At 63.9% G+C, this 22,528-nt stretch carries 18 protein-coding genes; 11 read left to right on the top strand and 7 right to left on the bottom strand.

From position 1 onward, the window contains the following. Window positions 1-11: 11 nt before the first annotated feature. Entirely contained in the window at window positions 12-377 is a 366-nt protein-coding gene (locus tag ACYVNQ_RS33425) for a DUF1493 family protein (protein ID WP_460909177.1), read from the top strand. Between the two features lie 23 nt (window positions 378-400). Here the strand turns inward: ACYVNQ_RS33425 and ACYVNQ_RS33420 are convergent, their stop codons facing one another. Then, window positions 401-1,288, bottom strand: a complete 888-nt coding sequence (locus tag ACYVNQ_RS33420; RefSeq protein WP_460909175.1) for a LysR family transcriptional regulator — start codon at window positions 1,286-1,288, stop codon at window positions 401-403. Window positions 1,289-1,436: 148 nt separating this feature from the next. Between ACYVNQ_RS33420 and ACYVNQ_RS33415 the strand changes: the two genes are divergently transcribed. After that, window positions 1,437-1,877, top strand: a complete 441-nt coding sequence (locus tag ACYVNQ_RS33415) for a VOC family protein (protein ID WP_460909173.1) — start codon at window positions 1,437-1,439, stop codon at window positions 1,875-1,877. Window positions 1,878-2,062: 185 nt separating this feature from the next. Here the strand turns inward: ACYVNQ_RS33415 and icmH are convergent, their stop codons facing one another. The 3 genes from icmH to tssJ form a co-directional block, all read right to left on the bottom strand. Then, window positions 2,063-2,845 (bottom strand): type IVB secretion system protein IcmH/DotU, encoded by a 783-nt coding sequence (icmH, locus tag ACYVNQ_RS33410; RefSeq protein WP_460909171.1) that lies wholly within the window; start codon window positions 2,843-2,845, stop codon window positions 2,063-2,065. After that, the gene (tssK, locus tag ACYVNQ_RS33405; protein ID WP_460909169.1) at window positions 2,842-4,185 is read right to left on the bottom strand and encodes a type VI secretion system baseplate subunit TssK; all 1,344 of its coding nucleotides are present in this window, start codon (window positions 4,183-4,185) and stop codon (window positions 2,842-2,844) included. Before tssK ends, icmH begins: the two co-directional genes overlap by 4 nt. A 203-nt stretch (window positions 4,186-4,388) precedes the next feature. Further along, window positions 4,389-5,000: a type VI secretion system lipoprotein TssJ gene (gene tssJ / locus ACYVNQ_RS33400; RefSeq protein WP_460911193.1), complete on the bottom strand. Its 612-nt coding sequence runs from the start codon at window positions 4,998-5,000 to the stop codon at window positions 4,389-4,391. A 472-nt stretch (window positions 5,001-5,472) separates the two neighbouring features. Between tssJ and ACYVNQ_RS33395 the strand changes: the two genes are divergently transcribed. From ACYVNQ_RS33395 to tssA, 9 genes are all read left to right on the top strand, one after another. Then, the gene (locus ACYVNQ_RS33395) at window positions 5,473-6,228 is read left to right on the top strand and encodes a tetratricopeptide repeat protein (RefSeq protein WP_460911191.1); all 756 of its coding nucleotides are present in this window, start codon (window positions 5,473-5,475) and stop codon (window positions 6,226-6,228) included. 52 nt (window positions 6,229-6,280) lie between these two features. Next, on the top strand, window positions 6,281-6,814 hold the full coding sequence (gene tssB, locus ACYVNQ_RS33390) for a type VI secretion system contractile sheath small subunit (protein ID WP_460909167.1): 534 nt from the start codon (window positions 6,281-6,283) through the stop codon (window positions 6,812-6,814). Between the two features lie 25 nt (window positions 6,815-6,839). After that, entirely contained in the window at window positions 6,840-8,330 is a 1,491-nt protein-coding gene (gene tssC, locus ACYVNQ_RS33385; RefSeq protein ID WP_460909165.1) for a type VI secretion system contractile sheath large subunit, read from the top strand. A gap of 109 nt (window positions 8,331-8,439) precedes the next feature. Further along, window positions 8,440-8,943, top strand: a complete 504-nt coding sequence (locus ACYVNQ_RS33380; RefSeq protein ID WP_460909163.1) for an Hcp family type VI secretion system effector — start codon at window positions 8,440-8,442, stop codon at window positions 8,941-8,943. 118 nt (window positions 8,944-9,061) lie between these two features. Next, a complete protein-coding gene (tssE, locus tag ACYVNQ_RS33375; protein WP_460909161.1) occupies window positions 9,062-9,544 on the top strand; it encodes a type VI secretion system baseplate subunit TssE in 483 nt (160 codons plus the stop codon). Window positions 9,545-9,626: 82 nt separating this feature from the next. Continuing rightward, window positions 9,627-11,462, top strand: coding sequence for a type VI secretion system baseplate subunit TssF (gene tssF, locus ACYVNQ_RS33370; RefSeq protein WP_460909159.1), 1,836 nt, complete (start codon window positions 9,627-9,629; stop codon window positions 11,460-11,462). Beyond that, on the top strand, window positions 11,426-12,511 hold the full coding sequence (tssG, locus tag ACYVNQ_RS33365) for a type VI secretion system baseplate subunit TssG (protein ID WP_460909157.1): 1,086 nt from the start codon (window positions 11,426-11,428) through the stop codon (window positions 12,509-12,511). Before tssF ends, tssG begins: the two co-directional genes overlap by 37 nt. Window positions 12,512-12,613: 102 nt before the next feature. Beyond that, window positions 12,614-15,352 (top strand): type VI secretion system ATPase TssH, encoded by a 2,739-nt coding sequence (tssH, locus tag ACYVNQ_RS33360; RefSeq protein WP_460909154.1) that lies wholly within the window; start codon window positions 12,614-12,616, stop codon window positions 15,350-15,352. Between the two features lie 10 nt (window positions 15,353-15,362). Beyond that, entirely contained in the window at window positions 15,363-16,484 is a 1,122-nt protein-coding gene (tssA, locus tag ACYVNQ_RS33355; protein ID WP_460909151.1) for a type VI secretion system protein TssA, read from the top strand. 83 nt (window positions 16,485-16,567) lie between these two features. On the opposite strand, the gene ACYVNQ_RS33350 is transcribed toward tssA, so the two are convergent. Genes ACYVNQ_RS33350 through tssM form a run of 3 tightly spaced genes read right to left on the bottom strand, consistent with a single transcriptional unit; the run spans window position 16,568 to window position 22,400 of the window. Beyond that, window positions 16,568-17,572 (bottom strand): OmpA family protein, encoded by a 1,005-nt coding sequence (locus tag ACYVNQ_RS33350; protein ID WP_460909148.1) that lies wholly within the window; start codon window positions 17,570-17,572, stop codon window positions 16,568-16,570. A gap of 5 nt (window positions 17,573-17,577) precedes the next feature. Beyond that, on the bottom strand, window positions 17,578-18,567 hold the full coding sequence (tagF, locus tag ACYVNQ_RS33345) for a type VI secretion system-associated protein TagF (protein ID WP_460909146.1): 990 nt from the start codon (window positions 18,565-18,567) through the stop codon (window positions 17,578-17,580). Beyond that, window positions 18,564-22,400, bottom strand: a complete 3,837-nt coding sequence (gene tssM / locus ACYVNQ_RS33340) for a type VI secretion system membrane subunit TssM (protein ID WP_460909144.1) — start codon at window positions 22,398-22,400, stop codon at window positions 18,564-18,566. Before tssM ends, tagF begins: the two co-directional genes overlap by 4 nt. Window positions 22,401-22,528 lie beyond the last annotated feature (128 nt).

Below are 22,528 nucleotides of genomic sequence, written 5' to 3'. Positions count from 1 at the left end.
CGAATTGCACGATGAAAGACGAAACATGGGATCGGCTGGAAGCGTTCGCGCGGACCGAACTCGGTCGGCCGCTATTCGGCGGCCAACTCACTTTGCAGCCTCACACCCGCCTTGAAGATGATCTAGGCGTCACGGGCGTCGATGCTGTCGAATTCATCGACAAATGGGCCCAGACGTTTGGCGTGGAAGTGCAGGATTTTCCGTACCGCCGCTACTTCCGGCCAGAGGGGCAGCAGTTGCTATCCGGGTTGCTCGGCCTTGTGTCGAAGCGGTTTCGCCGGGCCGCTCCAATGCCGTTGACGCTCGGCATGCTTGCCGAGGCCATGCGTCGTAGCCAGTGGAATACCACCGAGCTTGAATCGGCAAGGCATTCGTGAACGTTAGCGCCGGAGCATTTGCCTCACGTTTGTTCCTCGCCGCTTTGCGCCGCTTCCCGCAAACACTGCGCCAATTGCGCGAGCGCAGCCGGCATTTCACGGCGGCGCCGCTCAACCAGCACGATCTCGCGATAAAACGTATCGTCGCCCAGCGTCAGCGCTATCACCGAACGCGGTAATTTGCCGAGCCCCGGCGTCAACGGCAGCAGCGCCGCGCCCAGCCCACGCGCGACCAGTTGCACGATGCCCTGCAATTCATCCAGTTCGATCGCATCGTCGGTTTCGATGCGCATGCGCCGCAGAAAACGATCCACCTGACCGCCGCCGAACGAGCGCCGGTCATAACGAATGAACGGCAGCCCGGCAAGCGCATCGCGCCACGTATGGCGCGCGAACGCGCGCGGTGCGAGCAGCACGAACGGCTCTTTCGCGAGCGTGTGGCTGTCCAGTTCCGCGGGCAGCGCAAACGGCGGCTTGATGATCACCGCGTAATCCAGTTCGCCTGCATCCACCTGGCCCAGCAGGCTCAGCGACACACCCGGCACAACACGCACCTTCCAGCCGCTCCACGCGCCGCGAAACGCGGCGAGCGCATCGGCCAGAAACGACGTCTGTACCGACGCGATCGCACCGACGCTGACCCGGCCGGCCGCCTGCGGCGACACCGCAGTGCGGTCCTGCAGGCGCGCGAGCAGCACGAGAATCTCTTCGGCTAGCGCCAGCGCCTCACGGCCCGCATCGTTTAACGTGGCCGAACGGCCGGTGCGATCGAACAGCGCATGGCCAAGGCTCGCTTCGAGCCGCTGCATCTGCGCGCTGACGGCAGACTGCGTAAGGCCGATGTCTTCGCCGGCAGCCGCAAAGGTGCCGTGCCGCGCGACGGCGACGAGGGTAGTGAGTTCGCGGATCATCGTTGTCGATTCATCAATTTTTGTGGAGCTGAGAGCGAAATCATATCGCTTATAAACAATTTTGTTTATATGTACACTTGGCGCACGGAACAGCGTTTTCCGCCCAAACACCCGTACCCAGCACGATTTTTCGCCAGAGAGCCCCACGATGACCGATACGACCACGCAAGCGGCGATGCCGCCTTTCCACCTCGCGTTCCCTGTGCACGACCTCGCCGCCGCGCGCGCGTTCTACGGCGACCTGCTCGGTTGTTCCGAGGGCCGCAGTTCGGACGAATGGGTCGATTTCAACTTTTATGGCCACCAGATCGTCGCGCACCTGGCGCCGAGCGAATGCGGCCATCGCGCGACCAATGCGGTCGACGGCGACAGCGTGCCGGTGCGCCACTTCGGCGCGGTGCTGTCGGTGCCGCAATGGGAAGAACTGGCCGCGAAGCTGAAGGCCGTGAACACGTCGTTCATCATCGAGCCGCACATCCGCTTCAAGGGCGAAGTGGGCGAACAGGCGACGATGTTCTTCCTCGACCCGTCGGGTAACGCAGTCGAGATCAAGGCGTTCGCGAATATGGCTTCGCTGTTCGCCAAGTAAGCGGCTAGACCGCGTAAAGGCCTGCTTTAAAGGCGCGGGTTAAAGGCCCTTTAAGGCACGGTTTAAAGGCGCGCGCCGCGCCCCATGACAAAAGGCGTGTTGCGTGACCGGAGGGTCACGCAACACGCCTTTGTTTTTGCTCTTGCCTGCGGGCTTACGTCCAGGCTTACGTCCGGACCCGCACTCTAAGGCAGCGAAATCGTCAGATTCGCCGACTGCGGCCCCAACCGGATGATCTGCGAATACGGCGTCAACGTCTTCAGCGTCGAATCGCGCAGATACGCATTGAGCCCGAGAAATGCGCCCAGCGCGATCAACGCGAACACCGCGCCGATGGTCCACAGCGGCACCTCGCGCTTCAGGCGGTGCTTGATCTGGTCCGGCAGCGCCCAATGCGGTGCGAACGGCGCGCGCTTGCCCTTCAGTTGCGCGATCTCATCGCCGACGCGCGCGGTCAGATACGCGAGCTTTTCCGGCCCTTCCAGCAGATACTTGCCCTGAAAGCCAAGCATCAGGCACATATGAAACACCTCGAGCGACTGCAGCCGCGCGGCGCCCTGCGCACGGCATTCCTCGAGGTACTGGAAGAACTTCTCGCCGGCCAGTTGCTCGCCGAACAGCGCGAGCTGCAGCGGCCGCCGCTCCCACGCGGTGCGGATCGAAAACGACGACGACAGCACCAGCTCGTCGAGCGCCGCGCAAAACGCGAATTTCGACGCGTACATATCTTCGGCACTCGCATTGAGCTTTTTCGCGCCGCGCTCGAAGTCGTTCAGGAACTGCTGGATGCGGTTCATGAACTCACCGGCGTCGCCCGGCTCGCGGCCGTTCTTCAGCAGGAACAGCATGAAGAAGCCGTCATACAGCAGATCGAGCAGCGAGCGCACCTGATAGCTCGGCTGGCTCGCCGACGGTGCCGCTGCGAGGGTCTGCGGATGGGTATCGAAGAGGGACGGGGCGTGGCTCATGGCGTGACGGCGATCAGTTCGAGTTTGAGGTCGTTGATGCCCGACGGCGCGTAGATCGTGGCGGAGCGGGACTGCAACATCCGGTCATACAGCTCGCCACGCGCTTCGAGCGAGAAATAGCAGGCGCCGGGGCGCACCGGAATCGCCGGCGGCACCTGCGGCGTGTACGCGAGCCGCACGCCCGGCATCGCCGACAGCACCAGCTTGTCGACGTCGTCGGGTGCGCCGACCTTGAAGCGCGCCGGTACCGCTTCGACCAGTTCGACGGCCGGCAGGTCGGCCGATACCGCAAGGAAGAACTGCGTCTTGTCGTCGATCTTGCCGGAATCGAGCCGGCCCGCATGGAACGACGGCCGCACCTCTTCGAGCGCGATGCCGAAGTAGCGCGTCGAGATCACGGTTTCGAGCAGTTCGCGCAGCATCTTGTCGAGCTTGTCGAACGGCGGCCCCGGTTCCTCATGGCGATACTGCGGCAAATCGGCGAGCGAATAGCCCTTCGAAAACGTCATCAGTTGGCCGGTGAGCCGCAGCAATTCCTGAAACAGCCGCTCGGGATGCAGCGCCGTGTGCTGGTACAGGTGCGTGAGCGTCGCGAATGCGGCATTCGCGGTGTGCAGCAGCCAGAACGACGCGATATCGCCGGAGCGGAACTCGATGATGTTCTTGGTCGGCTCGCGGTGAAAACCGTACAGCGCGCTGACCTTCGCCTGCAACGCGTCGATCAGCTGGCGCAAGCGCGTATGCAGCAGCGACGATGCATCGATCGCGAGGCACGGCGGCACGAACGACTCGTCGAATTCGAAACCGGAGGTCGCGGTGCGGCGAATCCTCACGAGCGGGATCGACAGCAGCTGGTCGCGCGGTTCGTTCTGCGACAGCAGTTTGACGCTCGCCTTCAGGAACGTGATGTCCGCTTCGGCGGCATCCGTGTAGTGATCGGCCACCACGTTCTGCCGGCTCACGTAGCGCGACACAAAACCGTCTTCTTCCGGCGCATAGTTCGAGCCGGTTTCGCGCACCGGGTGCAACACCAGATAGAACGTGAATTCGGAAAGGCCCTCGGGCAGCGTATTCAGCGAAACCGGTGCGGGCAGATCGTCGGCCTGCGGCGCCGCATACAGCGCGCCGTCCGGAAACACCAGCGCGAGACTGGTGGCGCGCAGCACGTTGTTGGTGAGCGAGTCGCGGTCGAACACGACGCTGCGCACGCCCCAGTTGTACGGCTGGATCGCCTGGATCGACTCGAACAACCGGGCTTCGTGATAAGCATCCTGCCGCTGGAAATGCTGCGGCCTCAGGAAAAGGCCTTCTCCCCAGAGGACCTTCGCGGAATAACTCATGTCAAACCTGTTTTATGCGATTCAGATAGCGAACGCGCCTCTCGCCAGCGCGCGACAATGACGTTTTAAAGCGTTCCAGCCGGTCTTTCAAGCCGCCTTTCAATTCGCTTTAAGCCCCGATGATGCATGACGCAAAAAAGTTTAACAATGACATCGTCCGGTCACTTTCAATGGCAACTGCAGTGGCCCTGGTGTGAAAAAGCTTAGCCGCAACTGATCGACGACAACATATTCAGCGACTGCGACGGCAATCCCTGGTCTGCCTGGATCACCGTGCCACTGGTGACCGTCATCGCGCAGCTATGCAGGCTGACCATTATGCCGGATTTCTCCGACTTTCCCGGATCGAATGCGAATTTCCAGCGCTGCATCGCCGGATCGCGGAATAGCGCGACGATACCGAATGCCTGTGCCTCGCGCGATACCTTTTCACTGACCGCATAGCGCTGGCCCGGAATCAGCGTCACTTCGCGCACGCTCAGCAAGTCGCCGCCCAATGTGGTTTTTTCGCGTGCCGGATCAGTAAACGTATCGAATGGCGCCTGTTGAAAAGAGGTTGGATCTTTTAGAGCGTACAGTCGAACCACCAGCGCGAGCGGATGATTGTCGTTGGCCGCATTGAGGTTGGAGGCCGCATAAAGCGTCAACCCGATATTGAGCGGCGGCTTTTGCGCATCGGGCACCTCGGGCTTGCCGATGCCGGCCACCTGCAGCGCCGACTGGGCGGCCGTGGCGAGCACGCCGACGCCCGCCGCGCACCCCGACAGCAGCAAGGCCGCCGTAAGACCAATGGTACAGAGCGACGCTGTGTGCATTACGCGCGTATTCATTTATCTGCTGGCCGCATCGTGGCGGCCTCCCCATTTAAAAAATGCCGGTTTAAGTCCGTTATTTAATCATTCGCCGCGGCAGCCAATATTGCGAAAAGCAGGATAGTGGGCTTCAGTGGCGCTGACCGGAAAGTATTGCCGTTCAGTTGATGCGATATGAATCGATTCCGGTAACAAATTCTGCTGCATTGTCGCTGCTCATTGTTGTCCCGCTTTGCTGTCGCTCACTGTTGCCGATCATTGTTGTTGCTCATTGTGTTCGCGCCTGTGTCATGTCTGTGCTATTGCGGTGTTATCGACCTATCAACACCTATCAACGTTACGACTAGCTGATGATTTGCTCTTCACATGAAAGTTGAATTAATAAAAATTGGCCTGTACTATACGCGCGCACTTAGTGCAAAGCAAAACCTGCTTTCTTCCTGAATTAAAACATTCGCACATCGGTGAAACAACGATGAAAAAGCGCTTTTTCCCGGCTCTGTCGAGCCTGGTAGTGGCATGTGGGGTGATTGCCGGATGCGCGACGCAAAACACTGCGCCGCCTACGCCGGAGGCCTTCAATAAAGCATTGAGCGATGCGGACACGGTTGCCAAGAATGGCGATCAGGACCGCGCAATGGCGCTTTATCAACAATTGTCCAAGCAGGACCCGACGCGCGAAGAGCCGTGGGCGCGTATTGCGCAGATCCAGTTCCAGCAAGGTCATTACGGTCAGGCGATCGTCGCCGCGCAAGAAGCGTTGCAGCGCGATCAGACCGACCGCGCGGCCAAGAGCGTGCTCGCGGTGGCGGGGCTGCGGGTTGCGACCCAGTCGCTCGGCGAATTGCGCCAGGATGCATCGCTTGCGGGCGATGCGAAATCGGATGCGCAGACGCTCGCGCAGCAACTGCGCGATACGCTCGGCGAGGCCACGCTGTTCCCGGCCGAAGTGCAGGACAAACCTGCGCCGAAAAAGAAGCGCGTGGTGCGCCGTATCGCGAAGTCCGCGAAGGGTACCGATGCAGCAGCGACCGACGGCAGCACGGCCACGAACTCTGCAACGAATGCGGCAACCAGCGCAGCCACCACGGCAGCCACTTCAGCGGCAACCTCGGCAGCCACGAACGCAGCCGCCAACGTTCAGGCGCCGGCGATCACGGCACCGGCTGCTGCAACGGCCAAAGCCGCACGCGGCGGCGGCGCCTCCGACCCGTTCAGTGCGTTGCGCTGAATTCCTGACAGCCTGATCTGCACGCACGACCACACGCACGAGGGAGCCGACGATGGCCAAAAAAGAAAGCATCCAGAAACGTCTTCAAAAAGTTCGTCCGCCACGCGTTCAACTGACGTATGAAGTCGAGCGCGGCGATGCAATCGAGATCAAGGAATTGCCGTTCGTCGTCGGCGTGGTGGCCGATCTTGCCGGGCAATCCGAAATCGACCAGCCGAAGCTGCGCGATCGCAAGTTCGTCAATATCGACCGCGACAATTTCGATGACGTGATGAAGGGCATCGAGCCGCGTGCTGCGTATCAGGTGGAAAACCGCCTGTCCGATGCAGGCGGCAAGTTCGCGGTCGATCTGCACTTCCGTTCGATGTCCGACTTCGATCCCGACCAGGTGGTGGCGCAAGTCGAGCCGTTGCGCAAGCTGCTCGAAGCGCGTTCGAAGCTCGCCGATCTGCGCAACAAGCTGGCCGGCAACGACAAGCTCGAAGATCTGCTCGGCGATGTGCTGAGAAACACGCAGCAATTGCAGGCGTTGGCCGGCAACGCAAAGACCTCTGACGACGCGGACCGTTCGGACGAGAACAGCTAAGGCCACACACGCATTCGGGGGTGACATGAATCAGCAAACCGCAGCGGCGCCGGTTTCCGGCGCGCAGGCAGAAGAGGGCAGCACGCTGCTCGACGACATCGTCGAGAAAAGCAAGGTAGCGAAATCCGATTCCGAACACGCGCGCGCGAAAGACCTGATCGGCGAGCTCGTCAATCAGGTGCTCGAAGGCACCGTGGTGGTATCCGACAACCTGTCGGCCACGATCGATGCGCGGGTGGCCGAACTCGACCGGCTGATCTCCAATCAGCTGAGCGCGGTGATGCATGCGCCGGAATTCCAGCGCATGGAAAGCACGTGGCGCGGCCTCGACTACCTGTGCAAGGAAAGCAATACCGGTTCGACCATCAAGATCAAGGCGCTGCACGCACCGAAGCGCGACCTCGTGCGCGACTTCAAGAACGCGATCGAATTCGATCAGAGCGCGCTGTTCAAGAAGGTCTACGAAGAAGAGTTCGGCACCTTCGGCGGTGCGCCGTTCGGCGCGCTGGTCGGCGATTTCGAAATCACACGCCAGCCGGAAGACATGTACTTCATCGAGCAGATGGCGCATGTGGCGGCCGCCGCACATGCACCGTTCATCGCATCGTCGTCGCCGGAACTGCTCGGCCTCGAGAGCTTCGCCGATCTCGGCAAGCCGCGCGATATGGGCAAGGTGTTCGACACCGTCGAATACGCGAAGTGGAAGTCGTTCCGCGATTCGGAAGATTCGCGCTACGTCGGTCTCACGCTGCCGCGCTTTCTCGGCCGCCTGCCGTTCAACCCGAAAGACGGCGCGACCGCGGAAGGCTTCAACTTCGTCGAAGAGGTGGACGGCACCGATCACAGCAAGTACCTGTGGTGCAACGCTGCGTGGGCATTTGCGGCGCGCCTGACCGCCGCATTCGACGACTTCGGCTGGTGCGCGGCGATTCGCGGCGTGGAAGGCGGCGGTCTCGTCGAAGACCTGCCCACGCACACCTTCAAGACCGACGACGGCGAAATCGCGCTGAAGTGCCCGACCGAAATCGCGATCACCGACCGCCGCGAAAAAGAACTGAGCGACCTCGGCTTCATTCCGCTCGTGCACTGCAAGAACTCGGATTACGCCGCGTTTTTCGCTGCACAGTCGGTGCAAAAGCCGAAGAAGTACAACACCGATAGCGCGAACGCGAATTCCGTGCTGTCCGCGCAGCTGCAATACATCTTCTCGGTATCGCGCGTCGCGCACTACCTGAAGGCGATGATGCGCGACAAGATCGGCAGTTTCGCTTCGGCGCAGAACGTCGAAGTGTTTCTGAACCGCTGGATCTCGCAATACGTGCTGCTCGACGACAACGCATCGCAGGAACAGAAAGCGCAATTCCCGCTGCGCGAAGCGTCGATCCAGGTCGCGGAGATTCCAGGCAAGCCGGGTTCGTATCGTTCGGTCGCGTTTTTGCGCCCGCATTTCCAGCTCGACGAGCTGTCGATCTCGCTGCGTCTCGTAGCCGATCTTCCGAAACCGGCGAACTCATAAGACCGCTTCGTTCAAGCTTGCCTCGATTGTTTCCGTGTGTTTCCTTTACCCGGCCGGGGGGCGGCCGGGCCTGCTGTGAAAAACCACCTCTCTGGGGAGTCGAAGGGCTATGAAGGACATTTACCTGAAATTTGGCAATCCTGCTATCAAGGGCGAGTCGCAAGACAAGGACCACGCTGGCTGGATTGAAATCGATTCGTGGAATCACTCGATCACGCAACCGCGTTCGGCCACCGCGTCGACCGCCGGCGGCCACACCGCCGAGCGTTGCGAGCACGGCGACATGATGTTCACGAAAGACATCGACGTGGTCAGCCCGCTGCTGTATCAGCACGCATCGGGCGGCACGACGTTCGACGAAGTGACGATCGACTTCATGCGTGCCGATGGCGAAGGCAACCGCATCAAGTTCCTCGAAGTGAAGCTCAAGTACGTGATCGTATCGAGCGTCACGCCGAGCGTGGTGGGCGAAGGCCTGCCGAGCGAGCAGTTCTCGCTGAAGTACGCCGCGGTGCAGTGGAAGTACACGCAGCAGAAGGTCGGCGGCAACCAGGGCGGCAACGCGCAAGGCGCCTGGAGCCTGACGAAGAACGACAAGACGTACGCAGTGTGATGACAGCGGGGCGCGCGCACGGTGCACGCGCGGCACGTAGTACGCGTGACGTGTGCAACGTTTGCCACGTGTGCGGCCCCGCAGACCATCGCGCCGGAGGTCGAGCCATTTCCGCCCGATGAAGCGATTCGAACCGAGTTTTTTCGACAAGCTGTTCGACGACGAACCGCATCTTCCGGCCTCGGCCGCGATGCGGCAATTGTCGCTGGACGAGCTGAAAGCGAACGTCGCGCGCGACGTCGAAGCGATCCTCAACACGCGCATCGCGCTAACCGAGGAGGCGCTCGAACAGCTGCCCGAATGCCAGCGTTCGGTGCTGACCTACGGCCTGAACGACTTCTCGGGCCTGAGTCTGGCCAGCCACTACGACCGCATGTTTATCTGCAAGTCGATCCAGCAGGCGATCATGCGGCACGAGCCGCGTCTGCGCGACGTGGGCGTCAAGCTCGAGCTGAACGAGCAGTCGACCAACGCGCTGTACTTCGCGATCCAGGCGCTGCTGGTGGTGCATCCCGCGCAGGAGCCGGTCAATTTCGACGCGATGCTGCAGCCTTCGACGCTGCAGTATTCGGTCACACGCTCGCGCCCGAGAACACCGTAACCGCGCGGGCCGGCGGCATGAGCCGGCAGCGTGCGCGACGCGGCTGCCGGTACAGATAAAGGTTGGGCCCGGGGATCAGGTTATGGAAGAGTTGCTGCCGTATTACGAGCGCGAGCTGTCGTTTCTGCGCCGCTACTCGCAGGATTTCGCCGAGCGCTATCCGAAGATCGCCGCGCGGCTCACGCAGGTGGGCGAACATAGCGAGGATCCGCACGTCGAGCGGATGATCGAAGCATTTGCGCTGCTGTCCGCGCGCATCAACAAGAAGCTCGACGACGACTACCCCGAATTCACCGAAGCGCTGTTCGAGGTGCTGTATCCGCACTATCTGCGGCCATTTCCCGCGTGCTCGATCGCGCAGCTCGGCCTCGCGCCCGAGGCGGCCGCGCTGAGCGCGCCGGTGGTGATCGAACGCGGCACCGAGCTGAAATCGCGGCGGATCCAAGGGGTGCAGTACCGCTTCCGCACCGCCTATGACGTGACGCTGGCGCCGCTCACGATCGCCGCGGCGCACTACACGCCGCTTGCGCTCGCACCGGCGGCGACGGTGCTGCCGGTCAACGCGACCGGTGTGCTGGCGATCACCTTCGAAGCGAGCGCGTCGGACGATCTGCGCACGCTGAAGCTCGACCGGTTGCGTGCGCATCTACATGGTGAACAATCGCTGGTCGCGGCGCTGGCCGACTGCCTGTTCATTCACGCGGTGGCGGCCTACGTCGAGCCCGACCGCAGCGGCGTGTGGACGCGCCTGAAGACGATGCCGGTCGAGCAGGCCGGCTTCGACGAGACCGATGCGCTGATCGATTACCCGGCACGCTCGCATCCGGCCTATCGCCTGCTGACCGAATACTTCGCGTTTCCGGACAAATTCAGCTTCGTCGATTTCGACCTCGCCGCGCTGACGCGCGCTGCCGGCCGCTGCAAGCGCCTGACGCTGCATATCGTGCTGAAAGACGTGCGCGGCGATTCGCATCTGGCGCGGCTGCTGGAGAGCTTCAGTACGCAGCATCTGCGGCTCGGCTGCGCGCCGGTGGTCAATCTGTTTCGCCAGCACGGCGAGCCGATCCGCGTGAGCCACCAGAGCGTGTCGTACCCGGTGCTGGCCGTCGCGCGCCACGCGTGGGCTTACGAGGTGTATTCGATCGATTCGGTGCATCTGGTGCGTCAGCAGGCGCATAGCGAAACGGTCAACGAGTTTCGCCCGTTCTATTCGCTGCATCATGGCGAAGCCGAGCGCGCGGGCTACTACTGGTTCGCGCGCCGCAACGAAGCGGTTGCGCAGCAAAGCCCGGGCTACGAAACCGAAATCTCAGTGGTCGACGTCGATTTCGAACCGACCGTCGCGCAAACCGATACGCTGTCGCTCGATCTGACCTGCACCAATCGCGATCTGCCGTCGCAGCTGATGGTGGGCCTCGACAACGGCGACCTGTTTATCGACGATCACAGCTTGAGCCGCGCCGCCACGCTGCTGCGCCGGCCGACCCCGAGCGTGCGCTTCGAACGCGGCCGCGCCGCGCACTGGCGGCTGATTTCGCATCTGGCGTTAAACCACGTGTCGCTGACCGACACCGGCCTCGCCGCGCTAAAGGAAGTGCTGTCGCTGTACGATCTGCGGCGCTCGGCGGTATCGGTGCGGCACGTCGACGGGATTGTCGGCATCGAGCGGCGCGCGGCGGTGCAGTGGTTGCCAGGCAATCCGTTCGCCACCTTCGTGCGCGGCCTCGAAGTGCGGCTCACGATCGATGAGGAGAATTTCGTCGGCGCGAGCCTCGCGTCGTTCGTCGGCGTGCTGGACCGCTTTTTCGGGCTGTACGTTCATCTGAACAGCTTTGTGCAACTGGTCGCCGTGTCGAAGCGCACTGGCGAGGAGATCCTGCGATGCAAACCGCGCAGCGGCGAATCGATCCTGGCGTAGTCGAGCAGCTGCTCGACGAGCCGTACCGCTTCGAATTTTTCCAGGCGGTGCGGCTGCTCGAGCGCTGGTTCGGGCAGCCGGCGTCGGCGCGTCCGGGCGATGTGGTCGCACAGCGCGTGATGTTCCGCTCGACCTTGTCGCTGGCCTTTCCGCCGAGCGAAATCGAACGCGTGCTGTCGTATAGCGAGGATGGCACGGCGCTGAAGGACAAGGCGCAACGTAGCGCGGCACTGGCCGACGCGACCGTGCGCAAGGTCGATATGACGCCGGCATTTTTCGGCATGCTCGGCGCGCAGGGCGCGCTGCCGCTGCACTACACCGAACAGTTGATCGGCCGCGAGCAGCAAAACCGCGACCGCGCGGCGCGCGAATTCTTCGACGTGTTTTCGAACCGTGCGACCGCGCTGTTTTACGCGGCGTGGAAGAAGTACCGGCTGCCGTTTCACTACGAACTCGATCGCGACGAACGCTATCTGCCGCTGCTGCTGGCGTTGGCCGGCGTCGCCGAAGCGGATACGCGCAAGAACCTGCAAAAGGGCAAGGGCACGGTATTCGACGAAGCGATCGCCGGCTATGCGATCGCCGCGCGCCATCGCCCGGTGTCGGCTGCGTACCTGCAGCGCACGCTGTCCGATTACTTCAAGGCGCCGGTGCGCGTCGAGCAGTTCGTCGGCCGCTGGTACGATGTGCCGCCGGACCAGCTGACCGAACTCGGCAAATCGAACGCGCTGCTCGGTGCGACGGCATTGGCCGGCGCGCGCGTGTGGCAGCGGGACATGCGTGTGCGCCTTGCGATCGGGCCGCTCAGCAAGCAGGACTACGTGGCCTTTCTGCCGGGTGCGGAACGTGCCGTCGCACTCGAACGGATGCTGGTGCTGCTGTCGGGCATCACGCTCGAATACGAGGTGCGCCTGTTCCTGCGCCGCGCGGATGTCGGCACGGTGGTGCTCGGCAAGGGCTCGCGCCTCGGCTGGGATGCGTTCATGTGCACGCAGGCCGCCAACCAGGACCGCGGCGACGCACGCTATGCGTTGCAGGTGATTCCCTGACGCTATGTATGACCCCGCCGTGACGCACAGCGACATACACACGAGATGCGCCTGATCTGACAGGTTTAGACCAACACGCTAACGGATACCGAACCGCACGCCATGAGCACGCCACTGAAGACCCTGATCGCGAAACTGAACCCGACCTGCCGGCAGGCTGCCGAACAGGCCGCGAGCCGCTGTCTGGCGCGCGGCCACTACGAAGTCGATCTCGAGCATCTGTTCGGCGCGCTGCTCGATGAAGCGGGCAGCGACGTGCCGCTGGTGCTGCGCGCGAGCGACGTCGACGCGCATGCGGTGCGCGCCGATCTGGAACGCGAGCTCGAGCGCCTGCGAACCGGCAATACGCGCACGCCGGTGTTTTCGGTGCATCTGATCGAGCTGTTCGAGAAGGCGTGGTTGATCGCGTCGCTCGATTCGCGCATCGGGCGGATCCGCTCGGGGCATCTGCTGCTCGCGCTGTTGACTGCGCCGGATCTCGCGCAATTCGCGCAACGCATGTCGCCGGAGTTCGCGAAGCTGCGCGTCGAAGACCTGAAGCATCAGTTCGACGAAGTAACGCAAGGCTCACGCGAAGCGGAAGCCGCGCCTGGCGCCGCGCCGGACAGCGCGACGAACACGGACAGCGGCGACGTCGCGACGCCGCGCACGGGCGCGTCGAAAACCCCCGCGCTCGACACCTACACGACCAACCTGACGCAGCGCGCCCGCGACGGCCATATCGACCCGGTGATCGGCCGCGAAGCCGAGATCCGCCAGGCCATCGACATCCTGATGCGGCGCCGCCAGAACAACCCGATCATGACCGGCGAGGCCGGCGTCGGCAAAACCGCGGTGGTCGAAGGGCTCGCGCTGCGCATCGCCGCCGACGACGTGCCGGCGCCATTGCGCGGCGTCGCGCTGCATGTGCTCGATATGGGCTTGCTGCAGGCCGGCGCGAGCGTGAAGGGCGAGTTCGAAAACCGGTTGAAGAGCGTGATCGACGAGGTCAAGAAGAGCGCGCATCCGATCATCCTGTTTATCGACGAAGCGCACACGATCATCGGTGCCGGCGGCGCGGCGGGGCAGAACGATGCGGCCAATCTGCTGAAGCCCGCGCTTGCGCGCGGCGAATTGCGCACGATTGCGGCCACCACGTGGAGCGAATACAAGAAGTACTTCGAGAAGGATGCGGCGCTCGCGCGGCGCTTCCAGGTGGTGAAGATCGAGGAGCCGTCCGAGCCGCTCGCGGCGGCGATGCTGCGCGGCATGTCGGCGCTGATGGAAAAGCACTTCAACGTGCGCATTCTCGACGAAGCGATCACCGAGGCCGTGCGCCTGTCGCATCGCTATATCAGCGGGCGCCAGCTGCCGGACAAGGCGATCAGCGTGCTCGATACCGCTTGCGCGAAAGTCGCGCTGGCGCAAAGCGCATCGCCTGCCGCGATCGACGATGCGGTGAAGCGTCTGGAGCGCATCGATGCGGAGATCGCTTCGCTCGAACGCGAAGCGGCCAGCGGCGCAGCGCACGACGAACGGCTCGCTGTGTTGCGTGACGAACGTGCTGCCGACGCAAAGGCGCTGGCGCAAGATCAGGCGCATTTCGACAAGGAAAACGCGCTGGTTACGGAAATTGTCGGCTTGCGCGAGCAGCTTGAGGCCGCGCGCAACGGCGCGGCGGGTGCGGTGGGCGCAGACGGCGTTGAAGGCGCAGACAGAGCGGAGAGCATTAAACGCGCAGACAACATTGCAAACGAACCGTCCGCTGCGCAATTGCGCACACAGCTCGAACAACGCGTAGCCGCGCTCGCCGAATTGCAGAAGGGCACCCCAATGGTGCCGCTGCAGGTCGACGCGCACGTAGTCGCCGAAATCGTCGCCGCATGGACCGGCATTCCGCTAGGCCGCATGGTGAAGGACGAATTGCGCACCGTGCTGAACCTGCAGGACCTGCTGGCCGCGCGCGTGATCGGCCAGGACCACGCACTCGACGCGATCGCCCAGCGCGTGCGCACCGCGAGCGCCAGTCTCGAAGACCCGAACAAGCCGCGCGGCGTGTTCCTGTTCGTCGGCCCGTCAGGCGTCGGCAAGACCGAAACCGCGTTGGCCCTCGCCGACATCCTGTACGGCGGCGAGCGCAAGATGATCACGATCAACATGAGCGAGTATCAGGAGGCGCACAGCGTGTCGGGCCTGAAGGGCTCGCCGCCGGGTTACGTCGGTTACGGCGAGGGCGGTGTGCTGACCGAGGCCGTGCGGCGCAATCCATATTCGGTGGTGCTGCTCGACGAAGTCGAGAAAGCGCACCCGGATGTGCTCGAAATGTTTTTCCAGGTGTTCGACAAGGGCATGATGGACGACGCGGAAGGCCGCGAGATCGACTTCCGCAATACGCTGATCATCCTGACCTCGAACGTCGGCTCGTCGGCGGTGATGCAGGCGTGCCTGAACAGGAGCGCCGAAGAATTACCCGATGCCGACGCGCTGGCCGAAACGCTGCGCCCGCAACTGCACAAGGTGTTCAAACCCGCCTTTCTCGGCCGCGTAAAGGTGGTGCCGTACTATCCGATTTCCGACGACGTGCTGGCCGAAATCATCGAGCTGAAGCTCGAGCGGATCCGCCGCCGCATCGACGCGAACCACAAGGCAACGTTCGAGTGGGACGAATCGCTGGTCGATGCGGTACTCGCGCGCTGTACCGAAGTGGATTCGGGCGCGCGCAACGTCGACCATATCCTGAACGGCACGCTATTGCCGGAAATCGCGCAGCAGGTGCTCGAACGGATCGCGGATGCGCGGCCGATCCAGAGCATCGGTGCGCGTGCCACCGAAAGCGGCGAATTCGACTATACGATCGCCTGATTCCAACACTATGCCGACCAACTACATCACGCTGCTCGAACCGGTCAACGGCGCTTCGCCGTGCGGCGACGACATGCTGTTTTCCGCGGAATTCGATGCGATCCAGCATGCGCGTCGTTTCGACGATGCATCGCTCGACCAGGGCGAATGGGTCACCGACATCAAGGAAGCCGACTGGCCATTCGTCGCCGAGCAATGCAGCGCGCTGCTGCAAACCCAGACCAAAGACCTGCGGCTCGCCGTGTGGCTCGCCGAGGCGCTGGCGATCGAAGAGGGCGCGACTGGCTTGACGCAAGGCTACGCATTGCTCGCGGGGCTGTGCGAACGCTACTGGGACCACGTGCATCCGCTCGCCGATGGCGACGACGTCGAATATCGTGTCGGCCATATCGGCTGGCTGCTCGGCCGCAGCGCCGAACTGCTGCGCGCGCTGCCGCTGACGCAGGCGCCGGACAGCGCGTACAGCACACTCGATTGGGATGTGGCAACGCACGTCGCGCAGGCCGTCAAGCGCGACCCGGAAAACGCCGATGAAATCACGCGCGGCAAGCCGTCGATCGAGCAGATCGAGGCTTCCAAGCGGGCGACGCCTACTTCGTTCTACGTGGTGCTGCTGGCCGACCTGCGCAGCTTCGAAGCGGCGATGCTATCGCTCGAGCAGGAACTCGACCGCCGCGCAGGCGATGCCGCGCCGAGCTTCCGGCAGGCGAAGGACGCGTACCAGGCGGTGTACCGGCTCGCCGAGCGTTTTGCGAAAGACATCGGTGCGAACCTCGGCACGGCAGCGGCCGCCAAGGCGCAGCAGGAAGCGCCCGAGCGGCCCGAGCGCGCCGAGCCATCGTTCATCACCCCATCGCAGGAGGAGTATCACGTGCATTCGCCGACTACGCCTGCGCCGGTTGGTGCGTCCGGCGTGATTCAGACGCGCGCGCAGGCCGTGGCGCAGTTGCGTGCGGTAGCGCGGTTTTTCCGCCATACCGAGCCGCACAGCCCGGCCGCTTATCTGGCCGACAAGGCAGCGGAGTGGGCCGACATGCCGTTGCATCAATGGCTTGCCACGGTTGTCAAAGATGACGGCTCGCTCGCGCATATCCGCGAGATGCTCGGCGTGAAGCCCGACGACAAGGCTTGACGAGGACAAAAGCTTGAGCGACATCAGACCAGCTTAGGTGAGGCACAGGCCGGGCGGCGCCCGGCCTGCTCGCGCAGCGCCTGCTACGACCCCGTGCGGAATTCGATGCGCCGGTTGCGCGCGCGCCCGTCGTTGGTATCGTTGGACGCGATCGGCTGATCGGGGCCGACGCCGAGCGTGGTCAGCTGTTGCGGCGAAATCCCCTTGGCCACCAGATAACCCTTCACCGCATCCGCGCGCGCCTGGCTCAGCGCGATATTGGTGGTGCGGTTACCCGACGCATCGGTGTGCCCGATGATTTCCACGCTGCGTGTCGTCATCTTCGCGAGCACCGCGCCCATCTGGTCCAGAATCGCGCGGCCTTGCGGCGTCAGCGTCGCGCTGCCGGTTTCGAATTCGATCGTGCGGTTCGCGAGCGTCTGGTCGAGTAGCCCCTGTTCCGACGTGCTGACGCGCAGCCCGTTCTTGATCGTATAGGTCGGGTTCAGCTGGTTGGCCATGTCGCTGGCGAGCTGCTGGCGCTGTGCTTCATTGCGCACTTCGCCCTTCACGTCGATATTGGTGCCGTCGATTTTCAGCTGACCCTTGCTGATCTGCTTCAGCTGCGGGCCGATCAGCTTCTGTACGTTCGCGCTCCAGTTCGCCGGTGTTGCGACGTCGGCGATCTCGATCTGGTCGACCACGTTGGCCGGGCCGTAGGTGTCGCGCAGCTTTGCGAGCACGGCCGCCTTGGTCGATTCGTCGGGCACCTTGCCGGCCACCACCACCTGGCCGGGCGCTGCATTGGCCGCCGGCGGCGCGGACGTGACCGCGCCGGTCGGCGCGGGGCGGCTCGCGGCCGCGGGGGCGCGGGTGGTCCCCGCGGTTCCATTGGCCGCCGGTGTGACCGAACCGCTCGACGTATTCGAATCCGCGGCCAGCACGGTGGTTTGAATCCGCGTGCTGCTGTTGTCGACCGGCGTGACGACGGCCGGGCCGTCGTTGTCGGCGTACGCGGCGTGGCTCGTCAAGACGCCCAGCGCAGCCAGCGCCGACAAGGCGGTTGTCAGTGCAACGAAGCGCGCGCGGCGGGTAGGTCGGAGAACCATTCTCTTCAGGCTCCTGCAAACGCTTCGCGGAAGGTGTCGATGCTCATGCGCAACGACAACTGCGGCTGGTCCAGATAGCTGGTCAGCTTGCTCATGGTCGGATCGTTGTGCGCGTGATCGTCGAGCCACTCCGGGTCGTCGATATCGATGTTGTGCTGCGCGTAGGCCTGCGGATCGACCACGCTGTGCAAGGTCTTCGCGGACGCACCGTTAAAGCCGATCACCAGCCGCTCGCGCTGCGCGATCGCGCCGATAAACACTGCGAGCTCGAAGTCCGCATGCGCGACGAACGGCGCGATCAGTTCGAGCCAGAACGCGGCCACCAGCGACCGATAAAACGGATCGGCCGGCAACGGCAGCGTCAGCCCGCGTTCGAGCTGCGACGTGCCGCTCGTCATCACCGGGCGCAGCAGCGAGCCGAGCGCGAGCATCGCGCCGCGCAGCCGCACCGGGTGGCCGCTCGCGAGCAGCATCTGCTCGAGGCCGGCGAGCGTCTGGTGTTCGATGAAATCGTTGAAGGTGCCGTCGTGCGGATTGCCGGGGCCGGCGATCTCGATCGCCACCTGGGTTTCGCCGAGCGCCTGCAACGCGCCGGCGGGTTCGTTCGCGTCGAGCAGCGGCCGCACCTGCGTGGCCATGCGCGACCACAGCCGCGCGAACGCGAGCGGGCTGCGCGCAAAAAACGCCAGCGGCCGGTCGACTTCGAGCGCGGTCGCGGCCAGAAACGGAAAGCGCCGCGCCGATTGATCCTGGCTCGCCACCATATGGCCGGCAATCGCCAGCTTGCTGCGCGAACCGAGGAACGCGAAGTTCAGCGGCGTCGCGCTTTCGTAGACGATTTTCCAGCGCGGGTCTTCGGCGAGCAGTTCCATCGCCTGCGCGATCCAGCGGTCGAGCGTCTGCAGCAGTTGCGGGTTGTGCGCGCTTTTCACGAAGTCGCCGCGCGACGGGATTTTGCCGAAATAGGCGATTTGCGCCTGTACGGTCTGGGTCATTGGGCGCTCGTGTTGGTGGCGGGGATGGCGGCGGGCGACGCGACTTGCGTGGCAGCCGGTGCGCCGACCTGGGCGATCGACGACGGCAGATGCAGGCCGCGCAGCGTCTGCTGCTGGGGTGCGTCGCCGCTTGCCGAAGTCGGCTGCGAGGTGCTGATGATGCGCATGCTGACCGAGACCGTCGCGCTGCCCTGAGTCCAGATCAGATCGAAGGTACCGTCCGCGTTGCGTTTGCGCTGCGCCGAATTGATCAGCTTTTCGAGGCCGTAGCGGCCCGGCTCGTTGACCAGCTGGATCGTGCGGCCGTCATACGTGGTGGCCGACAGCGTCGCGCCCGGCGTGCCGGCCGGATTCGGCCATACGAAGTTGGTCCATTGCGGCGGCGTGTTGCGGTAGCGCAGCTGCTGGCCGTCGATCGCGATGGTGTACTCGGTGGTGCCGGCGCCCGGCTGAGGCAGGATCTGGAACACCGTCTGCGTTTCGCTGCCGCCGCCTGCGCCGCCACCGCCCGCGCCACCGCCGCCGCTACCGCCACTGAGCGGCGCGACCCAGCGTGCGAAGCCATTGGTGAAGTCGGGCGTCAGCGAAAGGCCCATATCGCCCCACGTGCGCGCGGCGAGCGTATCGCCGCGGCGCACCGCGAGCGGCCCGAGCGTGGTGCTGACGAACTTCGCGACCGCGCCGTCCGGCCCGAACACCTGGGCGATCTCGCCGGGCGCGGCCTCGATCTTCGCGCTGCCGTCGAACGGGTATTTGTTGGCGAGCGAGCTCTGGAACGGCTGGTACACCTGCGCGTTCCACACCTTGTTCACTTCGGCGCTGGCCGGCTGCACCACCACTGCGTAGGCCTGCAACAGCGGACGCACCAGCAGCGGCCGAAGCGCCTTGCGTTGCGCGTCGGTGAGGCCGGTCAGCATCTGCTCGTCGACGAACTTCAGCGAATCGGCCAGTTCCGAGCCGCTGCCGTCGAGCGTCTGCTGCATCAGCTGACGCGCGCCGGGGCCCGGATCGCCCTGGTTCTTCAGTACGTTAAAGCGGGTGCGCAGCTTCGACAGCGTCGCCATATAACCCTTCAGCAGCGAGCCGTCGCTGGTGGTGGCGACGACCCGGTTCAGGCCCGAGAACGCCACGCCGATCGGGCCCATCGGCAGATCGACCGGCTTGCCGTTGATGTCGATGTTCGACGTGACCTGCGACGAGCGCGGCACGCGCGAGAACAGGTTTCTGACCCAGTTCATCACGCCGGGCTGCGCCTTCTTCAACACGGTGTTGGCGAGCGCCGGGTTGTCCCACGAGGTCTGCTCATAGGCGGTTTCGAGCACCTTGCGGATCGGCGAATCCTGCGGGTCGCCGAGGCGGTTCATCGCATCCACGGCCTGGCTGAAGCTGCCGAAATCCTGCACCGACACGCTCTGCATGAACTTCTGCCACTGCTGCGCGTAGTCGTCCTTGTACATCGCGACCAGCGTCTTCTGGATCTGCTCGGGGCTGCCTTCGAGCGTCAGGTCGTCGCGCGCCGACGTGTTCAGCACCCAGTCCTTCGCCTGCAGTTCTTTCGTGGCGGCATCGCGGATCGCCGGCTGCACGTAGTCGAACCACGCGTCGCGCGTGAAGGTGCCCGGAATCGCGTAGCCGCCGGCGACCAGCCCGGTGTTCGCGTCGCCGACGATGCGCGCCACCGTCATCGGCGCGAAGCGCGTCGATGCGCGCGCCTTGATCTCTTCGTACACGCGCTGCCGTGCCGGCATGCCGCGCACCACGTGGCGCAGATCTTCGCGGGTCTGGTCGATCAGCGACAGGTTCGCGTCGATCATCGGCCAGTCGTCGTCGGTCACGCGCGACAGGTAGAACGTGATCATTCGCTCGGCGCTCTTGATCATCTCGTCGCGCGGCATGTTGCCGCGATTCTGTTCGAGCCAGCCGCGCCAGAAGCGCGTGACCTGGTCGGTCAGATGCGCGGTTTCGACGTGGCGCTTGTCGGACAGCATCAGGTAGGTTTTCAGTGCGTTGTACGCGTCTTCGACCGAAGAGGGCGACGCGTCGCTATACAGGCCGCCCTGGCTCGGCGCCGCCAGCGACGCGCGCGCGGACACTGGCACCGCGCCGGAATCGGGCGTGTGGGTCATCGGCGCGAGCAGTTCGGGGTGCGCGTCGACGTCCTTCAGGAACGACGCGAGGCTTTGCGAAACCGGCGTCAGCAGGATCTGCTTGATGCCGTTGTAGTACTCGGTAAGCAGCCGCTGCTCGAGCAGATCGCCCTGATACAAGCCGAGCGACACGGAGATCGGCCGCTCGCGGCGGAACTGTTCGAGCTGCTCGATGCGGTCCTCGAGCACGTCCATCGCCTGCAGTCGCGATTGCAGGTCGTTGCGGTTGCGCTGCAGCCGCACCACGTTGTCGAGATCGGCCTGCACGTTGGCGGCCAGCTGCTGGTTGTTGACGGTCGACCAGGTCCAGCCGCCCAACGCGAGCGCGAGCGCCGCGACGAACGCGAAGAAGGTCGCATAGCGCAGCCGCGCCTTGGCAGGGCTCGAGAACTGGCGCACCGTCTGCCGGTCTTCGAAGATCACCCTCGAAAACAGGTCGCGCAGGAAAAAGCCGTTGCGCGAGAACGCGCTGTGCGGCTTGGGCAGCGCGTCGGTGGACAGGCCGAAACGCGTGGCGATGCGCTGCGCGGCGGCGCTGTTGGTTTCGCCTTCCTGCAGCGCGCTGGTGAAATAGAAGCCGCGCAGAATCGGCTTGTGCTGGAACGGGTTGTTCTCGAACAGCGTGGCGATGAACGAGCGCAGCGCCGGCTTGATGGTCGAGAATTCGAGCGGAAAGCTCAGTTGCCCCGGCGACAGCTTGTTGCCGCGGTTGATCGACAGCTGCGCAATGCTGATTTCCTTCAGGCCGTCGTACAGCTCTTCGAAGCGTTCGTCGAACTGCGCGACCACGTCGCGCTTTTCATCGGGCTGGTAGGGCAGCGTCGCGCCCCACACGCGGTCGTATTCGTGCCGCTCGCTGCCGCTGAAAAACTCGGTGAAGCCGGTAATCAGGTCGGCCTTGGTGAACATCACGTACACCGGCGCGAACACTTCGAGCTTCTCGGTCAGTTCCTGCACGCGCTGGCGCAGGTTCTTTGCAAGGTTGATCGCGAATTCCGGCTTGTTGCTGGTCAGCTCGGCAATGCTGGTGGTGACGATGATGCCGTTGATCGGCGCCTTCGGACGAAAACGTTTGAGCAGCGACAAAAAGCCTAGCCATTCGGTGCGGTCTTCGTCGTGCACCGAGTAACGGCCCGCGGTGTCGAGCAGAATGCCTTCGGTGGTGAAGAACCAGTCGCAGTTGCGGGTGCCGCCGATGCCGTGCACCACCGCATCGTTCTTGTCGGCGAACGGAAACTGCAGCCCGGAATTGAGCACTGCGCTGCTTTTACCGGCCGCCGGGTTGCCGATCACGATGTACCACGGCAGCTCGTACAGCGCCGAGCCGCCCGAGGTCTGGCCGATCTTCGACGTCTTGATGGTCTTGACCGCGTCGGCGAGGCGCGTGCGCAGCGTGGCGAGCTCCGCGTCGCGCGCCGGCGTGCTGGCGGCTACCGCCGGTTCGGTGCCGCTTTGCGCCTGCTGCTCGAGCAGGTCGCCGAGCTTCTTGTTCGAGTTGCGCGCGATGAGCCGCCGCACGATCCATACGATCAGCCACAACGCGAGCAGCGCGCCGAGCGCGAGCGCGGGCCACTGCGGGTCGATCTCGAAGTAGTCGGCTGCGATGAACAGCAGCGCCGCGAGCGCGACGAAGCCGATCACGGTCAGCGTGAATTTTGAGGTGAGCCCTTTGAGCAAACGTTGCATTGCGTTTTTGAATAGGGATAGCGTGTGGAAGGACGACCGATGCAGCTAGTGCGGTCCGACGTGGTTTAAAGCCCCGCGCTTTAAAACCCCCGAAAGCCGCGCTTGAGCCTCGCGTACCAATGCATATT

Source organism: Paraburkholderia jirisanensis (genome assembly GCF_054782355.1).
Note: the sequence above shows the minus strand (reverse complement) of the source record. Positions and strands in the feature narration are given on the sequence as shown.